Origin of the sequence: Bacteroides ihuae (assembly GCF_900104585.1) — a bacterium.
Classification (GTDB): Bacteria; Bacteroidota; Bacteroidia; order Bacteroidales; family Bacteroidaceae; genus Bacteroides; species Bacteroides ihuae.
The window spans coordinates 497681-516502 of record NZ_FNVX01000005.1 but is presented as its reverse complement, the minus strand read 5'-3'; the positions used below and the strand labels follow the sequence as shown (position 1 = coordinate 516502).

The following is an 18822-nucleotide window of genomic DNA, read 5'->3' as shown; positions in this document are numbered from 1 at the left end:
TAATCTCATTTTAAATAAACTGTTATACATTATAAGTACCCGACTTCGTATCCCCTCCATGTCCGGTCCAGTTTTCGTGGAAAAATACTCCGCGCAAGTTATCCGTACGCTCAAAGGTGTGGGCACCAAAGTAATCGCGCTGTGCCTGAACCATGTTGGCTGGTAACTTTTCCGAGACCAAAGAATAGAAATAATTCAGAGCAGAAGAAAATGCCGGTACAGGTAGCTCTTCGCGTACTGCTGCAGCGACCAAATTTTTCCAACCCGGCAATAACTGTCTCATCTCTTCTTTAAAGTAAGGAGCGAGCAACAAATGTTCGGGCTTTTCTTTAGCTTCGAATGCAGCTGCAATATCATTAAGAAATACACTACGAATGATGCACCCACCCCGCCACATACGAGCGATTGATGAAAGATTCAAGTTCCAACCAAATGCATCTGATGCTTTCTGTAATACGGCAAACCCTTGCGCATAAGACACTAACTTAGAAGCATAAAGTGCCGAATGAACATCCTTCACCAACTCCGGTTTGTTGTATACCGCTTGCAGATGTCCGTGTTTATAGCTATGTGAAGCAGTTTCGCGCAAAGCCTTTTGACTAGACAAGCTACGTTCAAATACAGCAGTGGCTATAAGCCCCAGTGGCATACCGAGTTCCATCGCATTAATCACCGACCACTTGCCTGTTCCTTTCTGTCCGGCAGCATCCAATATTTTATCTACCAGATAGTCACCTGACTTATCTTTATGCTTCAATATATTGGCCGTTATTTCAATGAGGTAGCTCCGTAGTTTTCCTTCATTCCAGCCAGCAAAGATAGAAGCAATTTCTTCATGATCAACACTCAAAAGATTCTTCATCATCCAGTAAGCCTCAGCTATTAGCTGCATGTCTCCATACTCAATACCATTGTGAATCATCTTCACAAAATGTCCTGACCCGGCAGGACCTACCCACTCACAGCAGGGAGTACCATCCGATGTCTTAGCCGCAATGCTTTGCAAGATAGGCTTAACCTGAGACCATGCATTTGCAGAACCACCAGGCATAATAGAAGCCCCATTCAAAGCTCCTTCTTCTCCACCGGATACTCCGGAGCCAACGAAAAGAAAACCTTTCGATTCTGACAGTTCAACTCTCCGGTTAGTATCTTCATAATTCGAATTACCACCATCAATCAGTATATCTCCTGCAGAAAGTAAAGGAAATAGTTGGTCCATCAACTCATCCACAGCACTTCCGGCACGCACCATCATCATTATCTTGCGAGGTGCCGCCAATGATTCAACAAAATCTTTGATCTCAGTAAAGCCTTGTACATTCTTTCCCTTGGCACGCCCATTCACAAAACGATCGACCACACCTTCTTCTACTCCGATTACCGTACGATTATACACTGAAACCTGCCAATTTTTGCTTTCCATATTTAAAGCAAGGTTCTCTCCCATCACTGCTAGGCCAATAAGACCTATATCCGATTTCTTATTATCCATATTTTTTATATTTGGAATGTATGTTTCTTATTCTTATTTTCGAGTATAACGATATGCTTCATGCATTTGTTCGGGAGAATTTACTACTTTTGCATCCATCAATACAATCTTAATATGAAAATAAAGCGTATAGGTCTGTTGCCTCGTATTATCATTGCCATTATGTTAGGCATCATTTCCGGCTATTTCCTCCCATCTCCAATAGTGCGCTTGTTTAGCACTTTCAACGGACTTTTTAGCGAGCTACTTGGTTTCTCTATACCTCTTATTATACTCGGCTTAGTGACCGTCGCCATTGCCGACATTGGCAATAGAGCAGGTAAATTGCTCCTCATCACTGTGCTCATTGCCTATGGAGCCACACTATTCTCCGGCTTTCTGTCCTACTTTGTGGGGCAAAGCGTATTTCCAATGCTAATTACTCCCGGAGTGCCACTTGAGATAGCAAAACAAAGTGAAAGTATTCTTCCCTACTTTTCAGTAGCCATTCCTCCGCTAATGAGCGTGATGACCTCTCTCGTTCTTGCTTTCACCCTCGGGTTGGGACTTGCCAGTTTACAGAGCAATGCACTCAAAGAAGTAGCAAGAGATTTCCAAGATATTATTCTTCTGTTGATCAACTCCGTCATCTTGCCTGTACTGCCCATTTATATATTTGGCATTTTTCTGAGCATGACCTCTACCGGACAGGTCTATTCTATTTTAATAGTATTTATCAAAATCATCGGAATCATTTTCTTTCTTCACATCTTTTTGCTCATATTTCAATATTCCATTGCCGCACTTTTCGTAAAACGAAATCCCTTCAAGCTACTAGGCCGCATGATGCCTGCTTATTTCACCGCGTTGGGCACACAATCTTCTGCAGCCACCATTCCTGTAACATTAGAACAAACCAAGAAAAATGGCGTTTCTGCAGATATAGCCGGGTTTGTTATTCCTCTCTGTGCCACTATACACCTATCTGGAAGTACTCTCAAAATAGTAGCCTGCGCCTTAGCTTTAATGATAATGCAAGGCATGCCTCATGATTTCCCGATGTTTGCCGGATTTATTTTCATGTTAGGTATCACCATGGTTGCTGCTCCCGGAGTTCCGGGTGGAGCCATTATGGCTGCATTAGGTATCTTGCAATCTATTCTTGGATTCGACCAGTCTGCGCAAGCATTGATGATTGCTCTTTATATTGCCATGGATAGTTTTGGTACGGCTTGTAACGTTACAGGTGACGGAGCCATTGCACTTATTATTGATAAAATAATGAAGAAAGCATAGAGCCAGGAATAAGTGAAGCCTCCGATACTTTTCTACTCTTTTTATTTGTGATGCACAGATAAAAGCCTATATTTGCGCAGTTTTAAACTAAATGTGCAAAAAACAATGGAACACAGTTTTATCGCATACATTCAAAACAGTATCATAAATAACTGGGATTTGGATGCCTTAACCGATTATAAAGGAGCCACTCTTCAATATAAAGACGTAGCCCGCAAAATTGAAAAAATACATATTCTTTTTGAAGAGAGCGGAATTCAGAAAGGAGACAAGATTGCCATTTGCGGCAAAAACAGCTCCCACTGGGGAGTCGCTTTCTTAGCTACGATAACTTATGGAGCAGTTATTGTTCCTATTCTGCATGAATTTAAAGCAGACAATGTACACCATATCGTTAACCATTCCGAAGCCAAACTTCTCTTTGTGGGTGATGTGGTATGGGAAAATCTAAATGAAAGTGCCATGCCGCTACTCGAGGGTATCGTGTTGGTAAATGATTTCTCCGTTTTACTATCGAGAAGCGAAAAACTAACCAATGCGCGCGAACATCTGAACGAGTTATTTGGCAAAAAATATCCCAAGAACTTCCGGCAAGAACATATCAATTATCATAAAGATCAGCCCGAAGAAATGGCAGCAATCAACTATACATCGGGAACAACAAGTTATTCGAAAGGTGTGATGCTGCCCTACCGTAGCCTATGGTCAAATACGACATTTGCTTACGAGGTATTACATTTAAATCCCGGTGATAAGATAGTATCAATGCTTCCCATGGCTCACATGTACGGATTAGCATTCGAGTTTCTATATGAGTTCTCCGTAGGTTGCCAAATATACTTTCTGACACGCACCCCCAGCCCTAAAATTATCTTCCAGGCTTTTGCCGAAGTTAAACCCAATCTGGTAGTCGCGGTACCTCTGATTATCGAGAAGATTATTAAGAAGAATGTGTTGCCTAAGTTGGAGAGCTTGGCTATGAAGATATTACTTAGAGTACCTATCATCAATGATAAAATAAAAGCTACCGTCCGCCAAGAAATGATAAACGCTTTTGGTGGAAACTTTGCAGCAGTAGTAATTGGTGGCGCCGCTTTCAATCAAGATGTGGAACAATTCTTGCAAATGATAGAATTTCCTTATACCGTAGGCTATGGTATGACTGAATGCGGCCCTATCATCTGTTACGAAGATTGGAAAAAATTTAAACCGGCCTCATGCGGAAAGCCAGTGCCACGTATGGAAGTGAAAGTTCTCTCCCCTGATCCGGAGAATGTAGTAGGCGAAATTATATGCCGCGGGGACAACGTGATGTTGGGTTACTATAAAAATGAAGAAGCTACCGCTCAAGTGATCGATAAAGATGGATGGCTACACACCGGTGACCTTGCCTTAATGGATGCCGAAGGTAACATCACCATCAAAGGAAGAAGCAAAAATATGCTGCTTAGTGGTAGCGGACAAAATATCTATCCAGAAGAAATAGAAGACAGGCTCAACAATCTACCCTATGTTGCCGAGAGTATCATTGTACAACAAAACGAGAAACTTGTCGGATTAGTCTACCCGGACTTTGAAGACGCATTTGCTCATGGATTAGGAAATGGAGACATGGAACGGGTTATGGAAGAGAATCGCATAACTCTCAATGAATCATTACCTTCCTACTCGCAGATTGCAAAAATGAAAATATATCCTGAAGAGTTTGAGAAGACTCCAAAGAAGAGCATTAAAAGATTCTTATATCAAGAAGCAAAAGGCTAAGAAAGCTTTTGGACAAGAGATAAATGAACCTACTGCCTTGGCCATTTAACGATAAACCTACAAGTTTGATTCGCTAAATTGCCAAGGTTTATTCATTAAACAAATGTGAGTGTCATAAGAAAAAGAGCAGAATTACTTGAGCTATAATTACTCGCAGAAACATGCTCAAAGGGTAAACGGTGGCATAAGCTACAGAAGGATTATCACCCGCAATGGTATCATTGGCATAGTTAAGTGCCATCGGATTGGCCATGCTTCCACAAATCATTCCCACTACTGAACCAAAGTCTACCTTCATAAACTTAAAGGCAACGATGCCCACAAGTAAAACAGGAATAACCGTCATACCAAAACCGACTCCTATCCAAAGCAATCCTTCAGGGCGAAAGATCGTTTCAAAGAAGTGGGTACCTGCGTCTAGCCCTAAGCAAGCCAAATACATAGAAAGACCTAAAGCTCTCAGCATCAGGTTAGCACTGCGCGTAGTATAAGTTACCATATGAAGTCTCGGACCGAAAGTTCCAATCAAAATACCCACAATAATAGGCCCACCAGCTAGCCCCAACTTTACCGGAGCACTTACACCAGGAATAGCCAAAGGAATAGCGCCTATGGCCAATCCAAGCACAATACCAATAAACACAGGCACCATATTAGGTTCATTAAGGCTCTTAACAGCATTACCCAACACTTTCTCCACGTTTTGAATGGCAGCAGCTTCACCTACCACCGTAAGACGATCGCCAAATTGTAAAGTTAGCTCAGGTGTAGCGAGCAGCTGCACTCCCGAACGATAGACGCGACTAATGTTGATACCATAAGTATTTCTCAAGCGCAGAGAAGCAAGCTTCTTTCCATTCAGCTCGGGACGAGTCACAACAATACGCTGAGATACCAGCTGACTATCTATCGCATTCCAATCAATATCTTCCTTATTCCAGTCTGTATTCTCTTGCTGGCCAAACAATACCGTAAGTGCCAGCACATCCTTCTCCGAAGTAATAACCAGCAATCGGTCGCCTTCCTTCATTACTTTTTCGCTTGTAGGGATACTAACGTTGCCATCTCTCCACAAACGAGATATTACAAACTTTGGATAACTAAAATGCGCAATATCCTTAACACTCTTATTAAAGATAGCAGGGTTATGTACTTGAAAGGCGGCAATGTATGTCTTATTAGTATCATCTTTCTGTTTCTCTTCCAAATCAGCCTTCTTTACAAATATTTTTCTAATGACCAGCACAGCAAGAATAACACCAACCACTCCCAGCGGATAGGCCACTGCACATCCTAGTGCAGGTGAATTGCTCCCCAAGCCCAACTGTTTGAGTGTCTGCTGAGCCGCACCCAGCGCAGGAGTGTTCGTTGTTGCTCCACACAAGATGCCTACTGCATCAGGTAGCGAAATCCCGATAGTGAGACTAGCCAGTACTGTAAGCATAGTACCCATTAGTACAATAGCCATAGCCAACATATTTAGCTTCACCCCTCCTTTATGAAAAGAAGCAAAAAAACCGGGACCAACCTGTAAACCAAGTGCGTAGACAAAAAGCACTAATCCAAAACTTTCCGCATAATTGAGCATTTGGCTATCTATTGACAATCCTATATGCCCGGCGAGAATACCGGCAAAAAAGACAAAGGTCACTCCAAGAGAGATACCAAATATATGTATTTTACCCAATCCGAGCCCAATGGCAGAAATTAATGAGACAACTACCACCGCTTGCAAAGCCGAATGCTCGACGAATAAATTATAGATCCATTCCATGTGTTATACCGATTAACTGGTTTATCGGGCTGCAAAGATACAACTATTCATCTATTCTACAGAGAAGAGGCATAACGAATTTTACAAAAGCATGCTACTTACTCTATCGTTCCATTCAACGAACAAAGAGTTACCATCAGAGGTAATTATAAAAACATTGTAACTCTAAAAAAATGAAAGCTCTAACAATTTCTTATCTATTTGAAAATTAGATTATTAGAGTGTTTAACGCGCCTACAGTTAAAAAAATATTAGAGAAAGACTTGCGTAGTCCAAAAGTTCATCCTATATTTGCACCGCATTTGAGAGAAAATGCGGGTAAAGGAAGTGTGGGTGAGTGGCTGAAACCACCAGTTTGCTAAACTGACGTACGGGTAACTGTACCGGGGGTTCGAATCCCCCCGCTTCCGCAACGGAGGTGAAACAATAGTGACACCAAAACAAAGCCAAAAAAGAAAGATCCTTGTAAGACGAAAGTTTTATAAGGATCTTTCTTTTTTTGATAAGACAGAGACACCATTTATTTTCTTAATTAAACAGTGTGACCTATCGTATAAATATGACTTTGAGTATAATAAAAGCACGACAATATTTTTCCTTTTAGCCAATTATTTTCTAGATTTGCAATTGATAGACTTCTTTTATAAAATACTACAATGAAAACACATTCAACTATCATAGCAACTATACTATTAGTTATCTCATTTACCGCATTTGGACAAACCCGATTATCCGACAGTAGACGTAACTCATCAGAGCGATATATATATAGTATAAGCAAAGATGATTTACGAAAGATTCACCTTCAGAATAAGCCTATTGAAGAGGATATGCTACGATTATTGGTAAACAAAATCCCTTTAGACGGCAATATCCCCAAACTCTCTCGAGGTAATTATATCATTGTAAAAGCAGAAGGTAATAAGCTTGTGTATACAGATCATATCGTCGACGATTTATACTTTAAAATTGTGACAGCCAAACAAATGATGCTTTGCCTATACGACTCATTAGGCAATATGATAGATGATGCCACAGTGAGGTGTGGATCGAGAACGCTCAAGTTCGACAAAAACACTCAGACTTACAACACAAAAAATGCAGAAAACAAGCAAATAATAGAGGTCAACAATAAAGGGGTTTATCATTATATTGAGATAGAAAAACAGAACCTATATCGCTATAAAAGCAACATGTTTAAAACTACATGGCGCAGAACGAAGTATAATTTTCACAGGTTATTCAACCCCAATGATCGTCCAACAAAAAATAAATATACAGGATTTATTGTATTCAGCAAACCAAAGTATAAACCAGGAGAAACAGTAAAACTTAAAGCTTACATGGCTAATCGTAACGGAGAACCTTATGACAAGCCTATTGATATAAAACTATTCAGCTATTATCCGAACAAGATAGACACTACATTAGCAAATCTTAAATCCTATCGCCAAGGAATGTATGAATATCAATTTAAGCTATCAGATAGTCTTAATCTGAAGCTAGATAACAATTATACCATTGCTTTAAATACAAGAAAAGACAGAGATAACGAAATCAGCTCCCGGTTCAGATACGAAGATTATGAACTGAAGAGCCTTCAATTTACCGCACAAACGGAGAAAGAAGAATACGAAAAAGGAGATTCTGTCAAACTTAAATTTAAAGTAACAGACGAAAACGAGATGGCTGTATATGATGGTAAAGTAGACGTTCTGGTCACACCCAATCCATTTGATCAATACAAAATAAAAAAGGCACAGTCAGTCTTTATCCCCGACACATTATGGACACAGACTGTAGATATGAGCGGATTATCTGAAAAAGAGATTATCTTGCCCGATTCTATTTTCCCTGCAAATGTATCTATCAATTATCAAGTAAGGTGTACATACGTGAGTGCTGATAACGAAAAAAGAACTATATCAAAAAGACTCTCACAAAAGGCGGATGACTATACAATTGATTTCTCTTTATCGAAAGGCATCTTGACGATGAAAGAGTTGAATAAAGCCAAATCACAAGAGATAATGGCTGAAATTAGTATCGCAGGAGAAAATGGATCAATATTATCTGTAGATTCTGTCATGCTGCCACACTCCATGCCCGTATCTTGGATAGCATCAGACGTTACAATCAAAACAAAGCATACTACAAAATCTTATTTTTTAGACGATATAAGAGAAGAACAACTTGCATACAAGTTCTATCGCCAAAATGATTCGATATATCTCGTTGTGGATAACCCTGCACAAATACCCTTTTGGTATGCTATTATACGCAGAAAAGATAAAGAAATAGCAAAAGGATATACAACACAATTGAATTACTCAGTAAAAGCTAAAAAGGAGCAAGGTTATAGTATGCAACTATCCTATCTTTTCGGAGAGGAGAGCAAAAGCATAAAGCAATCTCTTCCTTTCGCACAGAAGAATATATCAATAGATGTTTCTACTCCAACCTCCGTATATCCGGGACAAAAAACAAATGTTCTGGTATCAGTAACCGATAAGAATAGAATGCCCGTGAACAACGTTGATATTACTGCTTACTCATTTACTTCCAAATTTGAGAGCTACTCAATGCCTGATTTAGCAATAAAAGGGAAATACGTACAAGCCAAAGGGTTTACAAATAAAAAATATGATCCAGAAGAGAATTCCATTGCCGGAAGCGCTGAAATGACATGGGGAAAATGGAAAGACAAGATGGCATTGGATACCGTCGAATATTATAAATTCTTATACCCCAACACCTACTATTCTTATGCAGAGCCTAGTATAGATGGTACAACTCAAATTTCACCATACATCGTTATAGATGGAGCTTTACAAGGAGTACATATGTTATGGATTGATCAACGATTGTATTATTTTGATCAGGCACAGCAACTTGATGTCTATTCATTCTGTGTAACTCCCGGTAAACACAATCTGAAATTTCGTACGCATGACCGAGAAATATTTGTATATAATGTGAGCATTGAGGAGGGAGCAAAAAATATTCTATCTTTTAATGCTAAGATTCCATATGTTCGCACAGCTATTCAAGATGAAGACATTGCTCCATTTGTGTTGGTATCGAAACTATTAAAAAAGAAAGAGCAGAATGAATTGAGCGAAAAAGAGATTGAGCAGTTATCATCGCAATTAATCACTGTGGACAATACCTTTGGCAGATTAGCACTACCTAACTTAAGGGAAAATTTAGAGCTACCGGCTTATATAAGTTCAGGTAACACAAATTATTATCTGAACAACATAAAGAGAAACAGTTATAATGGTACATTAAGAGGATCTATAAATTCTGCTATTCTTGCAGGACCCTTTCCTTCTCGCAATTTCATGAATGGTATCTCTAATATGGCGTCTCTATATATTGATGATAAGCTAGTTTCAAATATAGAAATTGAAGGAGGAAACAAATATCTTTTATATAACAATTATCAGAAGATAAAAAGCTGGAATGCCCTACCCTTTCAGCGATCTATTCCAAAATATATTCCTAAAACAAATTTCAAGGAACAGCTACTCACCCCAAGTAACATTCGGGAACAATTCAATAAGCGTTTAATCACCACATTGTCTAGCTCAAATGGTTCTGCCAACTTTAACTACAGACATTATAATAAATGTCGATTAAGCCTATATCTAGGAAAAGATACCAAAGGTTTGGACATAAAGCCTTCTTTAATACTTATTGTACCGGAGAAAAAAGAAGAGATCAAAGATTATCAGCTATTCTACGGAGGTACTCGAAATTTCAACAGCTTATCTGTAGGCAATATGGTCGTAACTATAGCACTCAATGATTCTACATCATATAGCAAAATAGTAACGTTACACCCAAACGGACAAAACTACCTTAGACTAGACTCTATAGAATATGACACCAATAGCAAATTGGCTAAAACAGCATTTAATTTATTTCAGCGAGATACAAGAAAGGTTTTTAGTCGAAATCCATACATCAATAATTCTTTTAAGATAGATAGTATTATAAGCGTTCCGGCACAAGAAACAGGAAGCTATAAAAAAAGCAATGCTCGTAAAGGCATCATAACAGGTATAGTATACGATAATTTTGGGGAACCAATTATTGGAGCTTCAGTTACTATAAATAAGACCAAAGTAGGGACAACTACCGACTTAGACGGATATTTCGAATTGGCAGGAGAGGCAGGCGATGAAATCATTTTTACTTATATAGGATATGTTCCTAAAAAAGTAAAATACTCAGAAGGTTACAATTATAAAATCGTGCTTAATGAGGATTCTCAAAGTTTGCAGGAAGTGGTTGTCGTTGGATATGGAAGCGAGCAGAAATCCTTCTTAACAGGGTCTACTATTACTATCAATGATAATTCTTCAAATACTGCACTAGATAGACAGACATTACAAGGACGCATTGCAGGGCTAACAATTAGAGGTTCTTCGAGTGATTCAAAAAATTCCAATCCTCTTATTTTAGTTAACGGCTTACCGTATAGTGGCAAGTTAGAAGACATCGATGCAAGTTCTATTATATCTCTAAATATATTGAAAGACAATAGTGCAACAGCAATATACGGCACTAGAGCTAAAGATGGTGTTATTATGATTCAAACCAATACTTTGAGTGCAACGGCAACTGACAAAAATGATGATACAAAGTCTATGCCAACACAAGCTGGAAACTCCATGCGTCGGAATTTTCATGATGATGCTTTCTGGCAACCAAAGTTGAAAACGAACGAAAAAGGAGAAGCGTCATTTGAGATCACCTATCCTGACGATATTACAACTTGGAATGCTTACTTTATAGCCATTGGCAACAAAAAGCAGACTGACAAAAAACAAATGACAATAAAATCGTTTAAAGCCCTGACCGCACGTCTTTCTACTCCGCGCTTTGCTATTAGAGACGATAGTTTGAATGCTGTTGGGCGAATAATCAATCATTTTGGTGATACGATTCAAGTAGATCGAAGTATTGATCTAAAAGGAAGTATACAGCAAGAAAAGATAAAACTACTTACATCACATATAGATTATATTCCCGTCAAAGCTAAAACAGGAGACAGTCTTACAGTCTCTTATTCATTGAAAATGCAGAATGGCTATTTTGATGGAGAAGAACAATCTATTCCTATACTTGAACAGGGCATGTTGCAAACTCATGGCGACTTTAGAGTGATCAATGATACAACGACGCATGCTCTCAATATAGATCCTACATTAGGTACAACTACAATTCATGCCGAAGCTTCGAGTCTCGAGGTATTTCTTCGGGAGATTGATAAAGTAGAGCGTTATCCGTATATGTGTAATGAGCAAATGGCTTCTAAAATAAAAGCGATGCTATCGAAGAAACGAATCGCTGAGATGTTGGGAAAAGAATTTAAAGACGATCAAAAAATAAATAATCTGATTAACTCTCTGAATAAAAATCGCAATTCAGAAGGCTTATGGGGATGGTGGAATAAAGAAAAAACCGTATCATGGATATCGAAGCAGGTCATAAGTGCGATGCTAGATGCTGAGAATGCAGGATATAAAACCTATTTGAATAAGAACAGCTTATGTAATACGTTCGAAGCGGAGCTAAAAGACGGACTCGCTAATTTGAGATTAACTACTCCGGATAAAATACCATTGGCCAAGCAAGAGTTACTCGACAGACTTATGCTATTGAAACGTATGAATGCTCCAATCGACTACGCTCTATATTTTAAACAAATTAACGAGCAGCTAAAAAGCCGTACTGTGAATGATAAGCTAAAATCGATGCTAACGATGTCTGCTATTGGATTGAAAGATCAGATAGATATAGATTCTTTAATGAAAGACTCGTATAAAACTATGCTTGGGGCAATGTATTGGGGAAATACGAAAGAAGGTGATAAACAGTCTCTTAGCTTCATCCTACCTTATGAGAACAATACCGAAAATACATTGATAGCTTATAGGCTTCTAAGGAATATTGACGGACATGAAACGGAGCTGAATAACATAAGAAACTATTTTTTCGAACGCCGTCAAGATGGATCATGGCAGAATACTTATGAGTCATCTGGCATCATCGAAACGATCATGCCAGATATGTTGAGCAAAAATGATCAATATAAGGAAACATATATGTATGTGAATGAGCACAGAATTTCAAAGTTCCCTTATACTGAACAAATAAAGTCTAAAGGACTTATCAATATTAAAAAAGGAGGCACATTACCTCTGTTTGTAACAGCCTATCAACAAGAATGGAATAAAAAACCGCTACCTGAATCAAAGAAAGGCTTTACAGTAAAAACCTTCTTTATGGAAAATAAAGATACCATTTCATATCTAAAAGCAGGCAAAGTAGCTAAACTCGAAGTGAGTGTAAAGGTCGATGCCGATGCCGAATATGTTCAAATAGAAATACCTATTCCTGCCGGATGCTCCTACGAAACAAAAGAGAGAGGTAACTACTGGCAAGAAATGCATAGAGAATATTTCAAAGAAAAGATTGTCATTTTCAGCAACAAACTCACTAAAAGTGAACATCACTTCACCATCGAACTTATTCCGAGATATACCGGAAAATATTCTCTCAATCCAGCAAAGGCAGAGTTAATGTACTTTCCTACCTTCTATGGAAATGAAAAGATGAAATCGGTGATAATTAAGTGACCTTTAGCATAAAGCTTCCTCCCTCTAACAAGAGAGAAGATGAATAAAAATCAGATAATTGCGCATGAATGCTTGTTCATTTAAAAAAGTATTAGTAGTTTTGCAGCCGAAAAGAAATAATGGTGCATTCGTCTAGTGGCTAGGACGCCGCCCTCTCACGGCGGTAACTCGGGTTCGACCCCCGGACGCACTACTTGCTGACAAGCTAAAAAGTAAATCCCTGGTAATTTTATTATCAGGGATTTACTTTTTCCAGCCAAGTGAAAACAGCCATTAAAAACAAAAGTCTTCAACAAAACGAAATTTATAATAACAGGAGGAAGACAAGTGCAATCTCCACTTTGCAATACCCAGATTTACAGTCTTTTATTTGATTGATTTCTTAAAAAACGAATCAAGGCTCGATTGCATAAACCAAATAAAACGAGTAACTTTGCGGGCAATTAGATTTCTGTGGTTACAAAATTATATTATTTCACTAAAAAAAAGAGCTAATTATGACTTATTCACACGAAGTGGAACACATGTGTGTTGTGAAGAAAGGTCCTAATCATGGACCGGCTCCCATACCCGAAGAAGGCAAATGGGTAAAATCAAAAGAAATTGTTGACATCTCAGGTTTAACACACGGTATTGGCTGGTGTGCTCCTCAACAAGGCGCTTGCAAGCTAACACTTAATGTTAAAGAAGGTATCATTCAGGAGGCTTTAATTGAGACTATCGGATGTTCTGGTATGACTCACTCTGCTGCAATGGCTGCCGAAATTCTTCCGGGAAAAACAATTCTTGAGGCTTTGAACACTGACCTTGTTTGCGACGCTATCAACACTGCTATGCGTGAGCTATTCCTGCAAATTGTGTACGGACGTACTCAGAGTGCTTTCTCTGAAGGCGGTCTTATCATCGGTGCAGGTCTAGAAGACTTAGGTAAAGGTCTTCGCAGCCAGGTAGGTACTTTGTACGGAACCTTGGCTAAAGGCCCTCGTTACCTCGAGATGGCTGAAGGTTACATCAAAAACATCTTTCTTGATAAGAATGACGAAATCTGCGGATACGAATTCGTACACATGGGCAAGTTCATGGACGAAATCAAGAAGGGTACAGATGCTAACGAAGCTTTGAAGAAAGTAACCGGCACGTACGGACGCGTAACAGCGGAACAGGGAGCAGTTAAACACATTGATCCACGTCACGAATAATATAAGGAGGAAAGAAACAATGATTAGAGAAGTAAAATTTGAAAGTCAAGACCGTCGTATCAAAGGTATCATGGATATTTTGAACGCTAACGGCATCAAAGACATAGAAGAAGCGAACGCAATATGCGACGCTAATGGACTTGACCCTTATAAAACGTGTGAAGAAACTCAGCCTATCTGCTTCGAAAACGCAAAATGGGCGTATGTAGTAGGTGCTGCCATCGCTGTGAAAAAAGGATGTAAAGTAGCTGCTGATGCTGCTGAAGCAATCGGACTTGGTCTTCAAGCATTTTGTATTCCCGGTTCTGTTGCTGCCGACCGTAAGGTAGGTATTGGCCATGGTAACTTGGCTGCTCGTCTGCTTCGTGAAGAGACTAAATGTTTTGCTTTCCTTGCAGGACACGAATCATTCGCTGCTGCTGAAGGAGCAATCAAGATTGCTGCTAAAGCAGACAAAGTTCGCAAAGAGCCACTTCGTTGCATCTTGAACGGACTTGGAAAAGATGCTGCACAGATCATCTCTCGTATCAACGGCTTTACTTACGTACAAACTCAATTCGATTATTATACATCAGAGTTGAAAGTTGTTCGCGAGATAGCTTATTCTGACGGAGACCGTGCAAAAGTAAAATGTTATGGTGCCGACGACGTTCGTGAAGGTGTAGCCATTATGCATAAAGAAGGTGTAGACGTATCAATCACAGGTAACTCTACCAACCCAACACGTTTCCAACACCCGGTTGCTGGTACATACAAAAAAGAATGTATCGAGATGGGTAAGAAATATTTCTCAGTTGCTTCAGGTGGTGGTACAGGTCGTACTCTTCACCCAGACAACATGGCTGCCGGTCCTGCTTCATATGGTATGACAGACACAATGGGTCGTATGCACTCAGATGCTCAGTTCGCCGGTTCTTCATCTGTTCCTGCTCACGTAGAAATGATGGGATTCCTAGGCATTGGTAACAACCCAATGGTAGGTGTTACTGTAGCTGTAGCTGTAGACGTAGCTCAAGCTTTAGGCAAGTAATTTAAGTAATTACTATATATAAATAACTCCTGCGATCTTTATGATTGTAGGAGTTTTTTTATATATTTGCCTCAAATAAACCTAATAATATGAGACAGCGAACCCTTTTATTATTATTAATATCGCTTAGCATCCTACAAATGTATGCTCAAAACGATAACCTGAGCAGAATGTCTATACATCTCACTGCATGCAATAAACAGAAAGTATCTACCGAACCAATATTTCCATCGGATATTTATGATATTGTCATGGGAAACATGTCATGGCCTATACGCATGAAAAATAAAATAGACACCGTATTGTGCAAATTCACAGTAAATAAATCGGGTTATGTTGAGCAAGCTAGAGTCATTAAAAGCAAAGAGCCTAGATTAAGGAACGAAGCATTAAGTATTATCTACGGCTTTCCATATATAATACCAGCACAGAAGAAAGGAAAGAATAAAGCCTTCGATTATGAACTCATGATTGTTTTCAATAGTGAAAAGCACCACCAATATAGAGAAAAACTAAAAAGAGAAAAAGAAGAGGAGAATAATGAACATATATTTATTGACAATTTTGAAATTCTCCCTGAATTTCCAGGAGGAATGGGAGCTGTTATACCATTTATTAACAAAGAGGTACGCCATTTAAAGGCTGATGCTAAAGCAAGAGTTATTTGCCAGATGACAATAGAGAAAGATGGCTCAATTAGTCATATCGAAGTAGTTCGTAAGGTTAATCCTATATTAGATGCTGAAGCGGTACGAGTTCTTTCAACCATGCCCAAGTGGAAACCTGGAAAGATACGGAATTATGAAAAACGATATTATGAATTTACTCCAGTAAAATATACACTCCCCATTATATTCAGGCCGTAACAAAGCTTCCATTGAAACAGTACCCCAAATTGAGAAAATATCCATTCTAATTAATAAAATGACTCTTAACCAGAGGGATAAAACTTTATTGTGCCCCTTGAACATGCAACAATAGAGACAGGTAGATCCTAAACACATCCTGCTAAGACATGTCCTTTATGTGAATTACTTTGATCGGTAGCTAGTCCTTCTAAAATTTAAATAAAAAAGAAAAACGCTCTAATCCGAAACACAAATAACAGCCATAACGTTCTAAAAATAGAGTAATCTACTATTTACTCATTTCATAATAGCATTTCACTTAATCAATAAAACTTTTATATGATGAGAACAAACGAAATAGCTGAAGAAGATATGTCTGCAAAAATGATGGATGGAGCGAATACTCCATTATCAAAAGAGTTTTTACGGAAAATAAATGCTTATTGGCGTGCTGCCAATTATCTTTCAGTCGGCCAGCTTTATCTGCGCGACAATCCTCTGTTACATGAACCTCTGAAGTTATCGCACATAAAGTCGATGCTACTTGGACATTGGGGCACCACCCCGGGACAAAATTTCATCTATGCACATCTAAACAGAGTCATCAAAAAGTATGATCTGGATATGATTTACATCTCTGGCCCCGGTCATGGCGGACCTGCTGTAGTGGGTAATACCTATCTTGAAGGAACCTATAGCGAAATATATCCTAACATTACTCAGGATGAAGAAGGACTCAAAAAACTATTTACTCAATTCTCCTTTCCGGGAGGTATCCCAAGCCATGCTTCACCCGAATGTCCGGGCTCGATTCATGAAGGGGGAGAATTGGGCTATTCACTTAGTCACGCTTTCGGAGCTGTACTCGATAATCCTAAATTCATAGTAGCCTGCGTCGTTGGAGATGGTGAAGCAGAGACCGGACCATTGGCCACTTCTTGGCATTCTAACAAATTTCTGGATCCGATTAACGATGGTGCCGTACTCCCTATCCTTCACCTCAATGGTTACAAAATAGCCAATCCGACCATACTGGCTCGTATAGAGCCTGAAGAATTAGATCAGTTTCTTAGAGGATGTGGTTGGACGCCTTATTATGTAGAAGGTGATGATCCGGAAACCATGCATCAACTCATGGCTTCCGTAATGGATCAGGCTATTGAAAAGATCCGCAACATACAGAACAACGCAAGGAGCAATAACGATACCACCCGACCACGTTGGCCAATGATTGTGTTAAAGTCACCCAAAGGATGGACAGGACCGAAAGAAGTGGATGGCCTACAAATTGAAGGCACTTTTCGTGCCCATCAAATTCCATTATTGGCAGATGCCCAACACCCGACTCATGTAAAGTTGCTTGAAGATTGGATGAAAAGTTATAAGCCCGAAGAGCTCTTCGATAAAAACGGGCGTCTTCTGCCTGAGCTGGCCGAACTAGCTCCTAAGGGAGAACGAAGAATGGGTGCTAATCCTCATGCTAATGGCGGACTGTTATTGCAGGACCTCGTTATGCCCGACTTTCGAAAGTTTGCCGTTAAAGTGCCTACTCCGGGAGGCATCGAAGCTGCCGACACACACGAGCTTGGAGTGTTTTTGCGCGAAGTAATCAACCTCAATAAAGAACAACGAAACTTCCGAATATTCGGTCCGGATGAAACTCTATCGAACCGATTGAACGCTGTATTTGAAACCACCAACCGACAATGGGACGCCCGTACAAAAGAGAACGATGAATTTCTAGCCACGGAGGGTCGCGTCATGGAAATGCTGAGCGAACATCAATGTGAGGGTTGGCTCGAAGGTTATTTGCTTACCGGAAGACACGGACTATTTAACTGTTACGAAGCTTTCATCCATATCGTAGATTCCATGTTCAATCAACATGCCAAATGGTTGAAAGTAACTGCCGGATTGCCTTGGCGACGGAAAATTGCTTCACTCAACTACTTACTCGCATCACACGTTTGGCAGCAAGCTCATAACGGTTTTACCCACCAGGATCCCGGTTTTATAGATCATGTAGTCAACAAGAAAGCATCCATTGTTCGCGTTTACCTTCCACCCGATGCCAATTGTTTGTTATCCGTATGGGATCATTGCCTAAGGAGCAGGCATTACGTTAACGTAGTCATTGCAGGTAAATATCAAGCACCTCAATGGCTAACTATGGATGAGGCAATTGAACATTGTACCAAAGGAATTGGCGTATGGCAATGGGCCAGCAGTGATAAAGGCAAAGAACCCGACGTGGTGATGGCTTGTTGCGGTGATGTGCCTACCCTTGAGACATTGGCTGCCGTTTCCATTCTTCGAGAGCACCTGCCCGAACTAAAAATCCGAGTAATTAATGTAGTCGATTTAATGAAGCTACAACCCGCTACCGAACATCCCCACGGGCTGAGCGAACAAGACTTTGATGCCTTGTTTACGAAAGACAAACCCATCGTCTTTGCTTTCCACGGTTACCCTTGGCTAATTCACCGATTGACTTACCGCCGCACCAACCACGAAAACATGCATGTAAGAGGATACAAAGAAGAAGGAACCATTACAACTTACTTCGACATGACTGTATTAAATGAACTAGACCGATTCCATCTGGTAGAGGATGTCATTGATCGCCTTCCTCAATTAGGAGCAAGAGGTGCCCAACTGAAAAAGCTGGTACAAGATAAGCTGGTTGAGCATAAGAAGTATATTGATAAAAATGGTCTGGATATGCCCGAAATCCTGAACTGGAAATGGAGTAATTCAAAATAAGCCACTTTAATTGCCGTATATGGT

The 18822-nt window shown here is 39.6% G+C and carries 9 protein-coding genes and 2 tRNA genes; 9 read left to right on the top strand and 2 right to left on the bottom strand.

Annotated elements, in window-relative coordinates; translation table 11 throughout:
* Positions 1–22 precede the first annotated feature (22 nt).
* Complete coding sequence (gene gnd / locus BQ5338_RS07735; protein WP_071146242.1) at positions 23–1495, bottom strand: decarboxylating NADP(+)-dependent phosphogluconate dehydrogenase; 1473 nt, start codon at positions 1493–1495, stop codon at positions 23–25.
* Positions 1496–1609: 114 nt separating this feature from the next.
* Between gnd and BQ5338_RS07730 the strand changes: the two genes are divergently transcribed.
* Together BQ5338_RS07730 and BQ5338_RS07725 are read left to right on the top strand one after the other, a co-directional pair.
* Positions 1610–2770 carry a dicarboxylate/amino acid:cation symporter gene (locus tag BQ5338_RS07730; protein ID WP_071146241.1) on the top strand — a complete coding sequence of 387 codons (1161 nt, stop codon included), beginning with the start codon at positions 1610–1612 and terminating at the stop codon, positions 2768–2770.
* A gap of 105 nt (positions 2771–2875) precedes the next feature.
* Complete coding sequence (locus tag BQ5338_RS07725; protein WP_071146240.1) at positions 2876–4534, top strand: AMP-binding protein; 1659 nt, start codon at positions 2876–2878, stop codon at positions 4532–4534.
* Between the two features lie 112 nt (positions 4535–4646).
* Here BQ5338_RS07725 and BQ5338_RS07720 read toward each other — a convergent pair whose 3' ends face one another.
* Positions 4647–6308: a putative transporter gene (locus BQ5338_RS07720; RefSeq protein WP_071146239.1), complete on the bottom strand. Its 1662-nt coding sequence runs from the start codon at positions 6306–6308 to the stop codon at positions 4647–4649.
* Positions 6309–6631: 323 nt separating this feature from the next.
* Here BQ5338_RS07720 and BQ5338_RS07715 point away from each other — a divergent pair.
* From BQ5338_RS07715 to BQ5338_RS07685, 7 genes are all read left to right on the top strand, one after another.
* Positions 6632–6718, top strand: a tRNA-Ser gene (locus tag BQ5338_RS07715).
* Between the two features lie 246 nt (positions 6719–6964).
* Complete coding sequence (locus tag BQ5338_RS07710) at positions 6965–12958, top strand: carboxypeptidase-like regulatory domain-containing protein (protein WP_071146238.1); 5994 nt, start codon at positions 6965–6967, stop codon at positions 12956–12958.
* Between the two features lie 121 nt (positions 12959–13079).
* Positions 13080–13151 (top strand) — tRNA-Glu (locus tag BQ5338_RS07705).
* A 304-nt stretch (positions 13152–13455) separates the two neighbouring features.
* The gene (locus BQ5338_RS07700; protein WP_071146237.1) at positions 13456–14157 is read left to right on the top strand and encodes an iron-sulfur cluster assembly scaffold protein; all 702 of its coding nucleotides are present in this window, start codon (positions 13456–13458) and stop codon (positions 14155–14157) included.
* 19 nt (positions 14158–14176) lie between these two features.
* Positions 14177–15187: a GGGtGRT protein gene (locus BQ5338_RS07695; RefSeq protein ID WP_071146236.1), complete on the top strand. Its 1011-nt coding sequence runs from the start codon at positions 14177–14179 to the stop codon at positions 15185–15187.
* Positions 15188–15276: 89 nt separating this feature from the next.
* On the top strand, positions 15277–16053 hold the full coding sequence (locus BQ5338_RS07690) for an energy transducer TonB (protein ID WP_071146235.1): 777 nt from the start codon (positions 15277–15279) through the stop codon (positions 16051–16053).
* Positions 16054–16374: 321 nt separating this feature from the next.
* Complete coding sequence (locus BQ5338_RS07685; RefSeq protein WP_205409939.1) at positions 16375–18798, top strand: phosphoketolase family protein; 2424 nt, start codon at positions 16375–16377, stop codon at positions 18796–18798.
* Positions 18799–18822: the final 24 nt, after the last annotated feature.

Bases quoted from the DNA above. Each gene is read 5' to 3' on its own strand.
- BQ5338_RS07700 (WP_071146237.1), top strand. From the start codon at position 13,456: ATGACTTATTCACACGAAGTGGAACACATGTGTGTTGTGAAGAAAGGT.
- BQ5338_RS07725 (WP_071146240.1), top strand. From the start codon at position 2,876: ATGGAACACAGTTTTATCGCATACATTCAAAACAGTATCATAAATAAC.
- BQ5338_RS07685 (WP_205409939.1), top strand. From the start codon at position 16,375: ATGATGAGAACAAACGAAATAGCTGAAGAAGATATGTCTGCAAAAATG.
- BQ5338_RS07690 (WP_071146235.1), top strand. From the start codon at position 15,277: ATGAGACAGCGAACCCTTTTATTATTATTAATATCGCTTAGCATCCTA.
- gnd (WP_071146242.1), bottom strand. From the start codon at position 1,495: ATGGATAATAAGAAATCGGATATAGGTCTTATTGGCCTAGCAGTGATG.
- BQ5338_RS07710 (WP_071146238.1), top strand. From the start codon at position 6,965: ATGAAAACACATTCAACTATCATAGCAACTATACTATTAGTTATCTCA.
- BQ5338_RS07695 (WP_071146236.1), top strand. From the start codon at position 14,177: ATGATTAGAGAAGTAAAATTTGAAAGTCAAGACCGTCGTATCAAAGGT.
- BQ5338_RS07720 (WP_071146239.1), bottom strand. From the start codon at position 6,308: ATGGAATGGATCTATAATTTATTCGTCGAGCATTCGGCTTTGCAAGCG.
- BQ5338_RS07730 (WP_071146241.1), top strand. From the start codon at position 1,610: ATGAAAATAAAGCGTATAGGTCTGTTGCCTCGTATTATCATTGCCATT.